Below are 14,638 nucleotides of genomic sequence, written 5' to 3'. Positions count from 1 at the left end.
GCGCGGGCGCCCCTCACACACGCCCGCGCCCCCTTCACCCGTCCAACCAGCCACCGAAGGACCGACTATGACCCTGGTAACCCCCACCTCCATCAGCGCGGACGACGTCGCGTACATCGACCCGCTGGCGGCGCTCCGCGAGAACCTCACCGACCTCACGCCAGCCGACTGGCCGGGCGAGGGCCTGCGCCGACTCGTCGAGGCAGGAGTCTCCGACCTGCACGCCGTCCGCGATGGAGCCTCGGGCCGCCTGTCGATGCGCGCGCGCCATGAGCTGGACATCCACGAGGTCGCAGCGATCGACGACGCCGACGAGGCCGAGGCGACCATCAACCTCCTGAAAGCCGCTGCGGAGATCGACACCAGCGGCTCGCAGGAGTCCGCTGATGGGCAGATCGAACTGCCGGTCGACAACTACCCTTACCGGGCCCGCGTCGTCCACCTGCCGCTCTTCGATGACGGCGACAATATCGTCATCCGCCTCCCGCAGCTGGGGAAGCCGCGAACCCTCGACGCGCTCTCGATGACCGCGACCAACCGGGAGGCCCTCGACCAGGCACTCGCCAAGCCGCACGGTCTCATCGTCATCGCCGGCCGCACCCGGGAGGGCAAGTCCAACACCGCGCACAGCATCGTGTGCCACCTGCGCGACGCATCCCGCACCAGCTACTGGCGCCATGGCGAAGAGCGCTTCGAGTTCACCCGATCCATCACCTCCGTCGAGGATCCCGTGGAGCGAGTCCTCGAAGGAGTCGAGCAGCTCGAGGTCGTCGACAACCCCGACATGCGCGCCACCTTCGCCGACCGAATGCGGCACCTCGTACGCTCCGACTCGGACATCCTGTTCATCGGCGAGATCCGGGACGCTGAGACCGCCCGCGCGGCCGCCGACATGGCCCGCACCGGCGTGCGAGTGATCACCACAATTCACGCGGGGGACAACCTCACCGCGCTGCGCCGACTGATCGAACTCGGCGGCAACAGCCCTCTCTCTGTGCTCGACGTTGTCACCGCCGTCATCTCTCAGCGCTTGGTGCGCACCCTCTCGTCGCACCGAGCGACCCGGTACGCCGGTCTGCAGGCCGTCCACGACATCCTGCGGATGGATGACACCCTCATCGACGCGTTCATCGCAGGCCAGTCCGCCGCCCGAATCCGCGAGGTGGCTGACGGGTTGTCCACCGGCTTCGACCACAACGTGCGCTCGCTCATCGAGAGCGGACGCACCGATCAGGACGAAGCACTCCGCGCCTTCGGACGGAGCTTCGCATGATCGACACCGCCCTCCTTCGCAATGTCATGGACGAATCCGGTGCCGCCGGCTACTCCGATCTCCACCTGGTGCCCGGGGGAGTGCTGCGTTCCATCGGGAAACACACCGAGCTCATTCCCGATCTGGCCTTCCCGGTCGGCGATCTGGTGAACAGCCTCGACATCCCCGACCTGGAGGCCCGCCTGCAGGCCCGGGCATCGCTCGACATCCCCGGCAGCCGGTATCGCGGCCGCATCGCCGCGAGGATCGGTGCGGACGGTCCGAGTGCGACCATCCGGCTCATCTCGCGCACCATTCCCACGCCCGACCAGCTCGGACTTTCCCCGATGATGCGCGAACTTGTTCGTCGACAGCGCGGCCTGGTCGTGTTCTCCGGCGAGACGAACTCGGGCAAGAGCACGACCACCGCCGCCTGCCTCAACGAGCTGCGCGACCTGCTGATCTACACGGTCGAAGACCCCATCGAATACCGCTACGAATCGACTGATCGTCTGGTCATCCAGCGCGAAGTCGGTACTCACGTCGCATCTTTCGCCGCGGGCATCGAGGACGCCAAGCGCTCCAACCCGCGCGTCTTCGTGCTCGGCGAAATCCTCGACGTCGAGACCGCGCGCGCGGCGCTCGAGATGGCCCTGTCCGGTCACCTGGTGATCACCACAACTCACGCCGGAAACGCCGCCGAGACCATCTCGGGGTTCGTCGCCCGATTCCCCCGCGCCGAGCAGCCACTGATTCGCGTGCAGCTCACCCAGGCGTTGCAGGCGATCGTCACCCAACAGCTCCTTCCAGGCACCGACGGCCGCCGCGTCCTCGCGCAAGAGATCGCCCTGAACTCGCCCGAGTTCTCGCTTCTGATCGCCGGAGACGGTGAGTCCTCCGACGTGCACCTGGTCACCCAGCACCTGCTGGGCAACGGCGCCCACGAAGGCAGCGTCGGCATGGAAACCTCGCTGGCCAACCTGGTGCGCGACGGGCGGATCACCCACGACCAGGCGCGCGGCGCTCTCAAAGATCCCAGCCATTTCGACGACCTCTACGCCTACGCGGCCTGAAAAGGACAGTCCAGACATGACCGACACGCTCACACCTCGCACGGCACTCAACCCGGTGACCGCTCCCGCCGAACAGCCCCGTGCTGCCTCCTCCAAGCGCAGTCCGAAGAAGAAGCGGCTGCAGCGTGAGGACATCGCCGAGACCTTCGACGCGCTGGCCGACCTGCTCGAGGCAGGGTCGCCGGAGAAGTCGGCCCTGCAAGACATGGCAGACCAGTACGCCGGCACCAACGCGGGCAACGCCTACGCGGCCGCCCTGCAGTTGATGGGGGAGGGCAAGCGGATGCGTGAGGCGCTGGCCGATCAAGACCAGATCCTTCCCCGCACCGCGCGGGAGATGATCTCCTCCGCCAAGACCACTCCCGACATGGTCAAGGTCCTCCGTCGCTCCGCCAAGCAGCTCAAGCGCGAGTCCAACATCAAGCGGGACGCCGTCCTTTCTGTTCTCCCGCCAGCAGGGCTCGCGGGGATGACGTTCCTCGTGTTCGGCGTGTTCGCCCTCTACCTCGGCCCGATGCTCGGATCCAACGCCGACATCATGGGACCGGGGTTCCCCGTCGTCCTCGCCGTCCTCTCCATCTCCTTCTGGGTGCTCCTCGTCGTGGCCGTCGTGGCCACCGTCGTCGGTGGCGGTTTCTGGTTCTACTGGCTCAGCGGCGGACGCAAGAATGCGCGCCTGGTGGCGAAGATCGACCGCGCATCCCTGCGCATTCGCGGATACGGAGAAGTTCTCAAACTCGACGCCGCCTCCCGCTTTTGTGATGTGGCCGGATCCGCACTCTCGGCCGGACGCAGCGAGGTCCAGGCCCTCCGCGCCGCGGCCGCGGCGTGCGGCAACGCCGCGGTGGCCGAGCACATCAACGCACATGCCGACCGTCTGGAAGGACGGGACGCCGGAGCGCCGCTCGAACCCGGCGAGAAGCGGGAGAGGCTCAACTTCGCCGCGGTCGCCAACTCGCCGCTGTTCCCCTGGATGCTCGCCCGCCGGTTGTCTCTGACCTCTTCGCAGCGGCAGAAGAACGAAGTGCTCGAGAAGCTGGGTGACGAGTACCGCGAGCAGTCGCTGCGGGCCCTGCAGAAGACCACTCGCCGACTCACCAAAGCAATCGAGAACACCGTCCTCGCGGTCGTCTCAGCGATGAGCCTTGCCATCGCCATCCCGATCGGCCTGTCCCTCACACAGCTCGGAGGACAGATTGGGTGAGCTGCTCGCCGGCGGCACCGGAGTGCCCTTCACCGCCGCGGCCGTCGCGGCCGCTGGCTTTCTGGTCCTCGCCGCAGTAGACATCCGAACCGGGCTCATCCACGGCAAGGTAGTCGTCGGTCTCGGTGCGCTCGTTGTCGGCGCGCTGGGACACGACGGAGTCTCAGCCACCCAGGTCATCACTGCGGCGTTGGCGGCCGCCACCGCCTTCGGCTTCTACCTGACCGGGTGGTTCGCCGGCGGATTCGGCGGAGGCGACGTGAAGGCGGCCCCGCTACTGGCACTTCCGTTCGGTGCTTCCAGTCTCGCGCTGGGTCTGGGCGTCGTGCTCCTCGCCCTGGGCGCTCACCTTCTTCTCACCTACACGATCCGGCCTCATCGCGACGACGCGCTGCCTCACGCACCGGCCATGGCGATCGCCGCGGCCGTCGGTGCCGCCGCGCTGCTGGCTGGAACGGGCTGAGGAGGCAACCACGACCAATCGACCTGACCGACCCGACGTCAACTAACCAATCCCTGAAACGGAGAAACAACCATGGAAACCAATCTCAAATGGATCATCGCCGCGATCATCGTGGGCGTCGTAGCCGCCGCAGCCGGCATCGTGAGCCTCCCGGCCATCATGGCGAACTCGAGCGACGGCTCAGCGAAGACCCTCATCAACAACGTGGAACTCGCCGAGGACACCTACATCCTTAGCGGTGGCTCATACGCAACCCGTGCTCAGCTCACCACCGGCACGGACCCGCTGGTGAAGGACAAGGGCAAGTGGGATGTCAGCACCACCGACGGCCACTACTGCATCACTGCCCGCAGCGACAGCGGCAAGACCTTCTACAGCTACAAGGGCGCCACCGATGTGATCGAGGGCACCGCTCCTGACGCCGCAACCGCCGGCGTCGCCTGCCCGACCATCCCGTAACCACCGTTGGGGGGCGCGGTCCGCCGCGCCCCCACCCTCCGGAGGATCGCATGCACTCAATGCTCGGCTTCACCACCGCCCGACGGCTGTTTACCGACCGTCGAGGCGGATTCCGCGACGTCCTGATCGCGCTCATCGTCGTGTCGATCGTCTCCGTGACTGCGGCGATCGCCGCCCCCACCACCACCGCCATCATGACCGCGACCACCAGCTCGGCCGAACGCCTCAGCGCCGCTACGGCGCTCGTCGACGACCGCCGCTCCTCTACCCTTTGGGGCACCGTCGCCGCCCCGCGCAGCGTCGACCTCACCCTTCCCTCCGGCACGCACGCGACCGCGGTGACCTGGAGTGAGCCCGCCCCCGGCGGCACCACCTACCGGGCGATGCTCTCCCGCAGCGTGAGAGTTCCGTCCACCGCGTGCAAGACGTCCGATTCCGTCTCCGACCCGCAGTGCGTTCTGGCGAGCTCGTTCCGTGCTGACGACGTCACGACCCTCGTCCCAGCCGCGATCCTCCGCATGGACCCGTCCATGGCTGCACCGATCGGCCAGGTCGATCCATCGGTGAAGAAAGAGGCAGTCCCGGTGCCCACCGGCGGCGTGCTCGCGACAGCACAGCCCACGACGAATCGTGCGTGGCGCTACCTCGTGCACGCGTGGTCGACGCGGCCCAGTGGCGAGCTGCGCATCATGCAAGGAGGTGTCCGGCTTACGACCATCCCGCTCACCAACGCCCCCACCAACTACTTCGGAACGGTCCCCGTCCTGGCCGGCGCCCCCGTCACTTTCGTCGTCGCCGACGGTCCAGCCGCGGCCGACACCGTTCTCGTCTACGACGCTGGAGCCACTCAATGATCGCAAACGTCCGCCGCCTTCTCGCCGACCGACGCGGAAGCAGCATCCCGGCCGTCGGGCTCGGGCTGATTGCCCTCCTCGGCCTCGGCGCGCTGGCCGTGAGTACCTATCAGACGGCCGCCCAGAACAACACCAGCGCGCAGCTCCGACAGCTGACCCTCGCGGTCGAGAGCCGTGCAAACCACTATGCGGCCGAACTCGACGCCAACCTCGCTCAGCCTGCGTCCACTACGACGGGACGCGAATGCTCCGTGAACCCGGGAATCTGCACGCAGATCCTGACCGTCACGCCCAGCGCCGACGGGGCAGTCCAGACCCTGCGCGTTCAGGCTGACTCGCTCGACGCTGAGACCACGATCACCCGCGACATCACCATCAAAGCGTCCGACGTCACCCACATCACGGCCCTCGATGACCGTGGCCGCCCCACCTGGGTGGAGACCAGCGAAGGACACACCTTCACGGTCTGGGGCGTCGCCTCCGGCAGCATCACCAAGGTCACCCCCGACCAGATGCAGGGTCCGACAGCAGGCACTCAGTGGGTTCTGGCAACCACCAACGGCGGCATCGACAACACCGGCCAGCTCTGGGCCTACGGTCCGAACAGCAAGTGCGAGACGGGAATCGGCAATGCCACCACCTCGCCGCTAGCCCCCACCAAGCTGAGCTTTGGAGGGGTCACCGTCCGCAGCATCATCAGCGGCAACGGTTCCACGTTCTTCCTCGACTCCTCCGGCCAGGCCTGGGCAGTCGGCGACAACACGCGGGGCCAGCTGGGCATCGGCACTACAACCAGCACGTGCACGCCGACCAAGATCCCGAACCACCGCTTCGTCGCCATCAGCAGCGCTGGTGCCACGACGTTCGCCATCGACACCGCAGGTGTCCTCTTCGCCTGGGGCGATGGTTCCAACGCCCAGATCGGCGACGGCGCTGGCAAGAGCTACAGCGCTCCCGTCCAGGTGCCCACGACCGAGCGCTTCACGGCCGTGGCCACAAGCGGCACCAACACCTACGCGATCTCCACCACCCGGCGGCTGTGGGCCTGGGGGTCGAACACCAGCGGTCAGCTCGGATACGGAACTCCCGGAACCGCGTCCCCCACCCCGAAGCTGGTCACGCTCGCTTCGCAGTTCACTGCCATCGCGGCCGGCGCGAACACCGCCTACGCGGTCGACACCACCGGCAAACTCTGGGCGTGGGGGATCAACGCCAAGGGGCAGGTGGGCGACGGCACCCTCACAACCCGCACCGTCCCCACCGCAGTCGCCGCGCCGGGCGTCTACACCGCGATCGCGGCCGCCGGATCGCGCGCCTTCGCGACCGACGTCAACGGGCGCGTCTGGGCATGGGGCGACAACGCCGGCGGGATCCTCGGACTGCCCACGCCAACGGTCCTCTCCACCCCGACCCTGATTCCTAACCTACGCACGCTCCGCCCGCTGCAGCTGACGCCGGCATCGACCGCTACGGCCCTCCTCGACGCCGACAACGTGCTCTGGAGCATCGGCAGCGGGGGCACGGGTTTGTGGCCCGCCACCCTCGACGCGACGACCCCCGGAACGCCCATCCGCATGCCCCGACCCGACGGCTTCACCGCCCCGACCTGGAAGTGAACGACATGAAGCTCAGAACTCACCTCCGCACCCTGCTGACCGACCGTCGCGGCGAGCTGAATCTTCGCGAGGAGGTTGTGGCGCTCCCAATCGGCGTCAAGGTCTTCACCGTCGCGGCGATACTGTTCGTCGTCGTCGCGACGCTGATCGCGTCAGTCTCCGCCACGGCCGCCACCAACGGCCGGTATAACGTCAATAGCCTGCAGTTCGAGAAGGACGTGCAGGCCTCAACCGTGGTGAAAGGCCTAGGCGATAGTGCGATCGCCATCCTCACAACCACCGCAGCCGGGAGCTGCGGCGTCAAGGTGTGGGAGGCGGGCGAAGCAGGAGGCCACAAGGCAGTCTTCACTAAGGAGACGACGACGGCGGGCGCCTGCACGGCCAGCACCCCGGCGGCGACCTTCCCAAGCACCGACGGCACGCTCGAGGTAGGGGAGCTGAGCACGGTGACCTTCGCCGTGGAGAACCTCGGCGGCCGAACGATCACCTTCGACATCGCCGGCAACCCCACCCTCGCGAGCGGATCCCGCCCCTCCACCGTCTCAGACGCCGACTGGACGGACCTGCGCCCCTACCGCGTCACCCTGGACCTTTCGACCGCTGCCGATCGCGTCGGCACGTACGCGAAGAGCCGCCAGTACGTCGGCACCACCCGGATCACCAACGTGCCGCAGGCGGACCCGAGTCTTCACTACGTCCCCCCGGCGACACCCGTCGTCGCGCCGTCACAGCTGACCATCACCGGGATCGGACGCTCGACGAGCGCGGGAGCCGCCTACTCCGGCGTCCGAGAAGGTGCCACCATCACCATCACCGGGGGCGTCTGCGCGGCAGGAACCACCACGTTGACCATCACCTACACCCCCACCGCCCCCACCGGCCTGCCGCCAGTCTCCACCATCACGGTGGTCCCGCTCACGGGAGCCGCATACGCCGTGGAACTCGCAGGCGTGCAGAACGGCAGCGAGGGCACCGTCCTTGCCGTTGCATCCTGCGGCGACAACAGCATGACCGTGCAGGATCAGCGTGACTATCACCAATCGGTGCCGACGCCTCTACTGACCGTCAAGCAGGGCGCCACGCCCGAGCAGTATGTTCTCAGCTGGTCGGCGGTCTCCAGCCTCTCGACCATGTACCGGCCGGAGTGGGCGACCAACTTCGGCACCGACAACGACATGGCCAACACCACAGCGCTCACCGCAACGATGACCTTTACGACCGGTACGACGTACGGTGCCACGATCACGTTCTGGGTCAACGCGACCGTCAGCCAGGACGTCGTGAAGTCAGCGCCCGCCACGATCGCCACGGCCTGGCCGACCACCCCCGCGGGGGCCAACATGACCTACACACGCACGGGCTACAACGGCAACTACGTCTCGGGCAATGTGAAGTGGAACTTCACCGGCACGTGCCCGGCGGGAACGACGCTGCAGGCGTCGCAGCTTGAGAACCATGCAGGCACCACGAGCAAGACGTACAACAACGCCATTCAGTACCAGGGCCCGTGGACCGCGAACCTCACCCAGGTGAACTGGGGGCCCTCATACGCGCTCCAGGGCTACCCCTACGGGATGGGGCTTCAGACCCGATGCGCGTCGCCCACCGGGCTCTACAGCCCCGTCGTGCAGGTGCAATCGCGCGAGTGGATCACCCCCATGGCGCAGCCCGGCGCGCCGGTGTGGAATGCCTACAACATCTACACGTACACGGCCCCGGTCTACTGGACGCACTCGACGTGCAACGCCCCCAGCGGCTGCTCGTCGCTCGCGGTGAACTACGTCACCTATTGCGCCGCCGGATCGAACCTCAACTCGAACGGCTGGATGTCCACCGACTGGGGCGGCGGCCAGTATTGGCACAACTTCGGGTTCGGGGATTACTGGCAGCTTCCCAACGCGGTAGCCCGCAACGTGACGTACACGAACGCGCAGTACAACTGCGCCACTCCGTGGGGATACGTCAGTCCGATGAGTCCGGTCGGTGCGGGCGTGACGGTGACGGTGCTCCCGTGAGCGCGCACAGGAAGGGAATGTCGCCGCGGGGGAAAGCCTTCACGGTGGCTGGAGCCGCCGCCGCGGTGGCGATCGCCGCAGGAGGTCTCTTCTTCGGCGTGGGCGCGCTGGGTGCCCAGTCGGCGGCCGACCGTGTGTACGCGCAGCACCACCCGGTCGGCGAGACGAAGGAGAAACGCGCGGCCGCGGAGCTGAAGATGAGGCAGGAGGCGGCGGCCGACGAGAAGAAGCGCGAGGAGGCGAACGCGAAGTCCGGTCAGGACCCGGAGGCGGCCTACACGCCGCCACCGCAGCCGCAGGTGGCCGCCAACCGCACGATGCCGGCAGGTGCGGCTGATCCCGCATCGCCGGCGCGCTCGACGACGGCGCTGTTCGCCGACTCCTTCACGAAGGACCTGCTGATGGCGCGCGCGATGGTGAGCGGATCCGCGGCACAACCCGTCGCCGCGACGTTAGTGCCCGACACGTGCATGGAGAGCTGGGTGCGCGAACATACTCACGATTACGACGGGAAGTCTGCGTTCGGCGTCACGACGCTGTGCGGGAGACCAGTCGCCTTGATCGCCGGCGCCGGCGGCATCGACGAGAAGATCCTGCTGTTCGGCTCTGCGCAGAAGGATGGCCCCGCGGACGTGCGGCAACTGCTGCTGGCGTCGACAGGCACTGAGGTGTCGTTCGCGTCGGCGTCGACGGAGGACGGCCGCACGGTGGTGATGGTCGCGGCCGTGGCTCCCTAAGCGCGAACGCCAGACCATCGGAAGAACCCCGCGGGCTCATCAAGCTCGCGGGGTTCTGGCGTGTGGACGAGAAAAAGCGGCGCCCCGCCCGGGGGAGGGCGGGGCGCCGAGAGCATCCCAAGGGGGAGGGATGCGGCCTAGATGCAAGCGTAGACCGAGAGGCCCCACCCGTCGGAGGTCGAGAACGTGCTGTAGCTGTACGGGTAGCCGACGTTGATGCTGATCGCCCCGCCGCTCGAGGTGGTCTGCGAGTAGCTGAAGGCTCCATCGCAGCCGGGCGTGTATGCGCCGCCCGCGTTGACGTGCGGGGTGTGGTCCACCGGCGGAGGCGTATAGCCGCCACCGCCGCCGCCACCGCCCGTGGAACCGCCGCCGCCGGCAGAACCGCCACCCCCTGTGGAACCTCCGCCACCGGTGGAACCTCCGCCGCCCGATCCGCCACGGCCGCCGCCGCCGCTCCCGCGTGGGGTTTGGCGAACCTCTCCCGTGCTGGGATCTGTGTAGCTGGACTGACCAGCCCGAGCAGCCGCCTCGGCCGCGGCCTGCGCTGCCGCTGCCGCCTCTGCCGCGACTGTCTTGTCATGCGAGTCGTGCACTGCCTTGGCCTTGGCCAGGAAGTCCAGCAGCAGAGGTGCAGGGCTCTTGCCGTCCGTCACGGCCTTCTTCGCCGCGGCCGCAGCATTCGCCAGTGCGTCCTTTTCGCCCTGACCCGCCTTCGCCAATGCCGTGATGATGCCCTTCGCGTCGACATCGAGGGCGGGGACGGCGGCCACGTTGGCCGATTTGTCCAGGCCCGTGACGATCTGAGCGAGTGCTCGATTGGTCGTCTTGACCTGGGCAGTAATCCCAGGGCCGCCCTTCAGCGTGTTGCCCGCCGCACCGGCCTGACGATCGAACAGCGCCGTCAGCCGTGCTGTCTCACTCCGAAGCTGCGCGGTCGTCGAGGACGGCTTACCAGCTGGGCGCGGGTCCTGGACCGGAGCTCCGGCCTTGAAGGCGGCGTACATCTTCAACTGAGCGAGCTGTGCATCCAGCGCCTTAACCTGCGCATCCGGCAGGTACTTCCCGGCCTTGGCCTCGTCGTGAATCTGCGTCAGCTGCTTCTGTAGGGCACCGGCGGCCGCGAGAGCGGTGGCAAACTCCTTCTGCGCCTTGAGGTCCTGCCGGTACTGCGTGACCGCCTTAACGCGGGCAGCCTGATAGGCCGCATCGGCGTCGGAGTGCTGCACGGTGCTGATGCCCGCCGGGATGCCGACGGCGGCCGCCGCGATGATGACCACAGCGCTCGCACCCGCCGCGATCGCGGACCCGCGATGCGAGTGTGCCCCTGTCCAGAGCCGGTTCAGACCTCGCGGACGCGCGGCCTCGGTGTTCTCAGTGCTCAAGGTGATTTCCCCCTTGGTTAGGTTAGAGCGCTCGGCGCTCACGGATTCGCCCGAAGCGGGCTGATGCTGTGGTGAGACCGAGGTGGTTTGTTCTCACTCTCGGTCGCTGGTCCGGGGTCGGTAAGGTCGTCAGGCGGTAGCGGACTCCTTTTCCTGCTCGGCGTCCGTGCGCGGGACGGTGTGCGCCTCGTAGAGCCAGGCGGAAGCCGGCTCACCTCCAGCAAGTCGTTGCGTTACCGTCACCACGGCGCCGCACTGCCCGCACCGGCGCGTGCCGGCCCGCTGCTTCCCGTGAGACCCGACCGGCCGAATGTCCTCGACGTCGGGGTCATCCACGAAACGGGTACGAACGGCCGGGCAGGAGGGCGCGGGTGCCAACGGGTCGGCGGTCGTCTCCGCCGTTGACTTCGGCGCATCACCCGCAGGGGCAGCCTCGATCGGCGGATCCGAAATGCAGACCGCCCACTGTCGGCGGTCCAAATCCACTGTTTTGTCGTCGCGTCTGATCCTGATCGTCGAGGTAGTAGCCGAGAGGTACTTCCCCTCCACGATCTCGGAGGACCAGCCATCACGAGTCGGGAAGTAATGGACGAGCTGAATAGCCCCTCCACGACCCGGGAGCGGCTCGGCGATCTTCGTGTGTGCTGTCATCCGTGGTGGCCCCTTCCTTTCGTTTCTGTAGACCAATAACCGAAACCGTAGACCAATAACTCGAATAGTGTCAACGTTTTTGGTCTACGGATATACTCGCGTCATGCCACGGCCACCGAAGAAGGACGATGAGCGGCTTTCCGCCGACAACCATGTGCGAATGAGCGCTGTGCAGCAGGCGTTCATCGAGCGCGCCGCGCAGCGCGCGGAGGAGAAGCCATCGCCGTTCTTGCGAACGGCGGGACTGCTTCGCGCGAGCAAGGTCTTGGGGGAGCCGATTCCGGGAGAGGCACCGACAAGCGAAGCTGACTCCGAGACCTGAGTCTCGAAGGCCGCGAACGTGCCCCGCACTCGAGTACGCCATCAGAATCATTCGAGAGCAGACGGAGAGAGCTGCTCGTCTCACAGGAAGGCCCACGTGCAACCGTTGACAGGTTCGCTGTCCAAGGCAGGCTCGATCATCGCTGCCACCGCGCTGCTGCTGGTCGCAGGAGTGATTGCCTCGGCTCCAGCCAGCGCCGACACGGGAACCTTCACGGTGGGCAACAATCCTGCGTCGGTGGCGTTCTCGCCTGATGGCTCGGCCGCGTATGTCACCAACGACCTCGACGCGGAGAACCCGGGCAGCGTGTCGGTGATCAACCCGAACACCGGGCAGGTTGCAGCCACCATCCCGGTGGGGATCAACCCCCACGGCGTGAGCGTCAGCAAGAGCGGCGCCAGAGTTTACGTGGCCAACTACAGCAGCCACACCGTCTCGGTGATCGACACCGCCACCAAGACGGTCACTGCCACCATCACTGGGTTCAAGTATCCCGAGCGGATCGCACTCACCGCTGATGGTTCGACCGCCTACGTGAGCAATGGCTCGCCGGGGACCACTCAGCAGGGGACCAAGACGGTGTCGGTGGTGAACCTGAGCAGCAATGCCGTCACCGCTACCATCCCGGTGGGTGAGTGGCCCACGGCACTGGCGCTATCACCTGACGGCACCCAGCTGTACGCGCTCAACCACGTGGACTCCACCATCTCGGCGATCAGCACGGCGAGCAACACGGTCACCGGCACGATCACGTTGCCCTGGTATCCGCAGGACGTGAAGTTCTCTCCTGACGGGAGCAAGGCATACGTCTCGGAGCAGGGCGCGTCCAGCAACTCCTACACCGCCTCGCTGTCGGTAATCGACGTCGCCAGCGCTCGCGTGATCCAGACAATCAGCTACGCCCCTGCGACCTACTTCCCCACGCCCAACGGCGGAGCCGACCGAGGACAGCTGGCGCTGACTCCCGACGGCCAGAGCGCCTACATCACCAACCTGGTCGCCGGCACCGTCTCGGTGATCAACCTGGCCAGGATGAAGGAGGGCGCTCCGCTCGCCGCCGGCAAGTACCCGCGGGACATCGCCATCTCGCCGACTGGGAACGCGGCGTTGGTCGCCAACGGCGGCTCCGCATCGGTGACTCGACTTACGTTGGCCTCCACGACGCCGCCGACGACCGCGCGAGTCAGTGGAGGGGATCGCTTCACCACTGCGGTGAGCATCTCCCAACAGTCCTATCCCGGTACCGCGCCGGTGGTCTACGTCGCCTCCGGTCTGGGCTACCCCGACGCGCTGGGCGCCGGCCCTGCCGCGGTCAAGCAGGGCGGCCCGCTGCTCCTCACCACAAGCTGGTCCCTTCCTGATGCCACCGCAGCGGAGATACGGCGACTCCATCCCAGCCAGATCGTCGTGGTGGGCGGTCCGAACAGCGTGAGCGGCAGCGTGTACTCCGCGCTTTCCAAACTGGCTCCGTCGATCACCCGCGTCACCGGCGGGGACCGGTTTGCCACCAACAAGGCTCTGCTCTCCTACGCCTTCCCTGGCAACAACGACACCGTGTACGTCGCCTCGGGCCTGAACTTCCCCGACGCGCTGTCCGCCTCCGCTATCTCCGGGTCCACCAGTTCGCCGGTGGTGCTGATCAACACCAACCTGGGGCACATCGATGCAGAGACGATGAACCTGATCCGCTCGATGGCACCTTTCAATATCGTCACGGCGGGTGGGGGCATCAGCATGCCGCCCTACCTGGTCAACGATCTGCGCAGCATCGCCAACGTGACCGAGAACGATGGCTCTGACCGCTTCGCCACCTCGCAGATGCTTAACGAGGGCAAGTACAGCGCAGCGAACCCGCCCAAAAACGTGTACTTGGCCAACGGACTGAACTTCCCCGACGCGCTGGCCGGGGGAGCGTTGGCAGCGAAGGAGGGTTCGGCGCTGTTCACGGTGCCCGGCTGGTGCATCCCGCAGCGCACTTTGGCCGACATCCAGAGCTGGGGCATCAAGAGCGTCACCCTGCTTGGAGGCAACGCGTCGCTCAGTACAGAGGTGGCTAACCTGAGCGCCTGCGGCGCCAACATCGGTGGCGCGACCTCCGGGGCTGTGCCCATCCCGGACAAGCCGTCACAGGCCGCCTACGTGGGCCTGAACAGCTACTACGTGCCGTTCGCACAGTGCACCGACCCGGTCCAGTTCGGAGCTCACGATCCCGGCCCCCAGGGCAACGCCTACGAGACCTATGACTTCAGCTTCCCCTGGACCTACAACCTGAACGGAACCTACTTCCGGTTCTTCTATTGCTTCAGCGGGTTCTGAGTCGGTACGCGCCTATCTGATACCCCGAGGCGCTCATGAAGGAGCGCCCGGTGCCGTTGGGCACCGGGCGCTTGGACCCTTCCAGTTATTCACTCAGTACGGAAGCGGCTCGTCTGATGGTGCCTGGTTCCAACGGTCCCAGGGTTCCTCGTCTGGTGCGTTGGCCTCTGGGCCGCCGGACGACTGGGCGCGGGTGATCTGAGCGGTGGCGTAACGCAGCGACGGGCCGATCTCGTCGATCTCGAGCTCGATGCTGGTGCGCTTCTCGCCTTCCTTCGTCTCGTAGGAGCG

At 67.0% G+C, this 14,638-nt stretch carries 13 protein-coding genes and 1 pseudogene; 11 read left to right on the top strand and 3 right to left on the bottom strand.

Going from position 1 to position 14,638, the window contains the following annotated elements; all coding sequences use genetic code 11:
• Nucleotides 1-67 precede the first annotated feature (67 nt).
• From P5G59_RS19180 to P5G59_RS19140, 9 genes are all read left to right on the top strand, one after another.
• Nucleotides 68-1,273, top strand: a complete 1,206-nt coding sequence (locus P5G59_RS19180) for an ATPase, T2SS/T4P/T4SS family (RefSeq protein ID WP_301220628.1) — start codon at nucleotides 68-70, stop codon at nucleotides 1,271-1,273.
• Nucleotides 1,270-2,325: a type IV pilus twitching motility protein PilT gene (locus P5G59_RS19175; protein ID WP_301220627.1), complete on the top strand. Its 1,056-nt coding sequence runs from the start codon at nucleotides 1,270-1,272 to the stop codon at nucleotides 2,323-2,325. Before P5G59_RS19180 ends, P5G59_RS19175 begins: the two co-directional genes overlap by 4 nt.
• A gap of 16 nt (nucleotides 2,326-2,341) precedes the next feature.
• Nucleotides 2,342-3,529 carry a type II secretion system F family protein gene (locus tag P5G59_RS19170; RefSeq protein WP_301220626.1) on the top strand — a complete coding sequence of 396 codons (1,188 nt, stop codon included), beginning with the start codon at nucleotides 2,342-2,344 and terminating at the stop codon, nucleotides 3,527-3,529.
• On the top strand, nucleotides 3,522-3,992 hold the full coding sequence (locus P5G59_RS19165) for a prepilin peptidase (RefSeq protein ID WP_301220625.1): 471 nt from the start codon (nucleotides 3,522-3,524) through the stop codon (nucleotides 3,990-3,992). The genes P5G59_RS19170 and P5G59_RS19165 overlap by 8 nt, the downstream gene beginning before the upstream one ends.
• A 72-nt stretch (nucleotides 3,993-4,064) precedes the next feature.
• Entirely contained in the window at nucleotides 4,065-4,451 is a 387-nt protein-coding gene (locus tag P5G59_RS19160; RefSeq protein ID WP_301220624.1) for a hypothetical protein, read from the top strand.
• Between the two features lie 50 nt (nucleotides 4,452-4,501).
• Nucleotides 4,502-5,305: a hypothetical protein gene (locus P5G59_RS19155; RefSeq protein WP_301220623.1), complete on the top strand. Its 804-nt coding sequence runs from the start codon at nucleotides 4,502-4,504 to the stop codon at nucleotides 5,303-5,305.
• Nucleotides 5,302-6,921, top strand: coding sequence for an RCC1 domain-containing protein (locus P5G59_RS19150; RefSeq protein ID WP_301220622.1), 1,620 nt, complete (start codon nucleotides 5,302-5,304; stop codon nucleotides 6,919-6,921). Before P5G59_RS19155 ends, P5G59_RS19150 begins: the two co-directional genes overlap by 4 nt.
• A 5-nt stretch (nucleotides 6,922-6,926) precedes the next feature.
• Complete coding sequence (locus tag P5G59_RS19145; protein ID WP_301220621.1) at nucleotides 6,927-8,936, top strand: hypothetical protein; 2,010 nt, start codon at nucleotides 6,927-6,929, stop codon at nucleotides 8,934-8,936.
• Nucleotides 8,933-9,673: a hypothetical protein gene (locus tag P5G59_RS19140; protein ID WP_301220620.1), complete on the top strand. Its 741-nt coding sequence runs from the start codon at nucleotides 8,933-8,935 to the stop codon at nucleotides 9,671-9,673. The genes P5G59_RS19145 and P5G59_RS19140 overlap by 4 nt, the downstream gene beginning before the upstream one ends.
• Nucleotides 9,674-9,810: 137 nt before the next feature.
• Here P5G59_RS19140 and P5G59_RS19135 read toward each other — a convergent pair whose 3' ends face one another.
• Complete coding sequence (locus tag P5G59_RS19135; protein ID WP_301220619.1) at nucleotides 9,811-11,058, bottom strand: hypothetical protein; 1,248 nt, start codon at nucleotides 11,056-11,058, stop codon at nucleotides 9,811-9,813.
• Nucleotides 11,059-11,187: 129 nt separating this feature from the next.
• Nucleotides 11,188-11,709 (bottom strand): hypothetical protein, encoded by a 522-nt coding sequence (locus tag P5G59_RS19130; protein WP_301220618.1) that lies wholly within the window; start codon nucleotides 11,707-11,709, stop codon nucleotides 11,188-11,190.
• Between the two features lie 103 nt (nucleotides 11,710-11,812).
• Here P5G59_RS19130 and P5G59_RS19125 point away from each other — a divergent pair, with 103 nt between their 5' ends.
• On the top strand, nucleotides 11,813-12,031 hold the full coding sequence (locus tag P5G59_RS19125) for a hypothetical protein (RefSeq protein WP_301220617.1): 219 nt from the start codon (nucleotides 11,813-11,815) through the stop codon (nucleotides 12,029-12,031).
• A 96-nt stretch (nucleotides 12,032-12,127) separates the two neighbouring features.
• Complete coding sequence (locus P5G59_RS19120) at nucleotides 12,128-14,347, top strand: cell wall-binding repeat-containing protein (RefSeq protein ID WP_301220616.1); 2,220 nt, start codon at nucleotides 12,128-12,130, stop codon at nucleotides 14,345-14,347.
• A gap of 93 nt (nucleotides 14,348-14,440) precedes the next feature.
• On the opposite strand, the pseudogene P5G59_RS19115 reads toward P5G59_RS19120, so the two are convergent.
• Nucleotides 14,441-14,638, bottom strand: a pseudogene (locus tag P5G59_RS19115) (single-stranded DNA-binding protein); the annotation flags it as partial.

The organism is Leifsonia virtsii, from assembly GCF_030433675.1.
Taxonomy (GTDB): domain Bacteria; phylum Actinomycetota; class Actinomycetes; order Actinomycetales; family Microbacteriaceae; genus Leifsonia; species Leifsonia virtsii.
The sequence above is the reverse complement of the archived record's forward strand: the minus strand, read 5'-3'. Positions and strand labels throughout refer to the sequence as shown.

Bases quoted from the DNA above. Each gene is read 5' to 3' on its own strand.
- P5G59_RS19180 (WP_301220628.1), top strand. From the start codon at position 68: ATGACCCTGGTAACCCCCACCTCCATCAGCGCGGACGACGTCGCGTAC.
- P5G59_RS19175 (WP_301220627.1), top strand. From the start codon at position 1,270: ATGATCGACACCGCCCTCCTTCGCAATGTCATGGACGAATCCGGTGCC.
- P5G59_RS19170 (WP_301220626.1), top strand. From the start codon at position 2,342: ATGACCGACACGCTCACACCTCGCACGGCACTCAACCCGGTGACCGCT.
- P5G59_RS19160 (WP_301220624.1), top strand. From the start codon at position 4,065: ATGGAAACCAATCTCAAATGGATCATCGCCGCGATCATCGTGGGCGTC.
- P5G59_RS19155 (WP_301220623.1), top strand. From the start codon at position 4,502: ATGCACTCAATGCTCGGCTTCACCACCGCCCGACGGCTGTTTACCGAC.
- P5G59_RS19150 (WP_301220622.1), top strand. From the start codon at position 5,302: ATGATCGCAAACGTCCGCCGCCTTCTCGCCGACCGACGCGGAAGCAGC.
- P5G59_RS19145 (WP_301220621.1), top strand. From the start codon at position 6,927: ATGAAGCTCAGAACTCACCTCCGCACCCTGCTGACCGACCGTCGCGGC.
- P5G59_RS19130 (WP_301220618.1), bottom strand. From the start codon at position 11,709: ATGACAGCACACACGAAGATCGCCGAGCCGCTCCCGGGTCGTGGAGGG.
- P5G59_RS19125 (WP_301220617.1), top strand. From the start codon at position 11,813: ATGCCACGGCCACCGAAGAAGGACGATGAGCGGCTTTCCGCCGACAAC.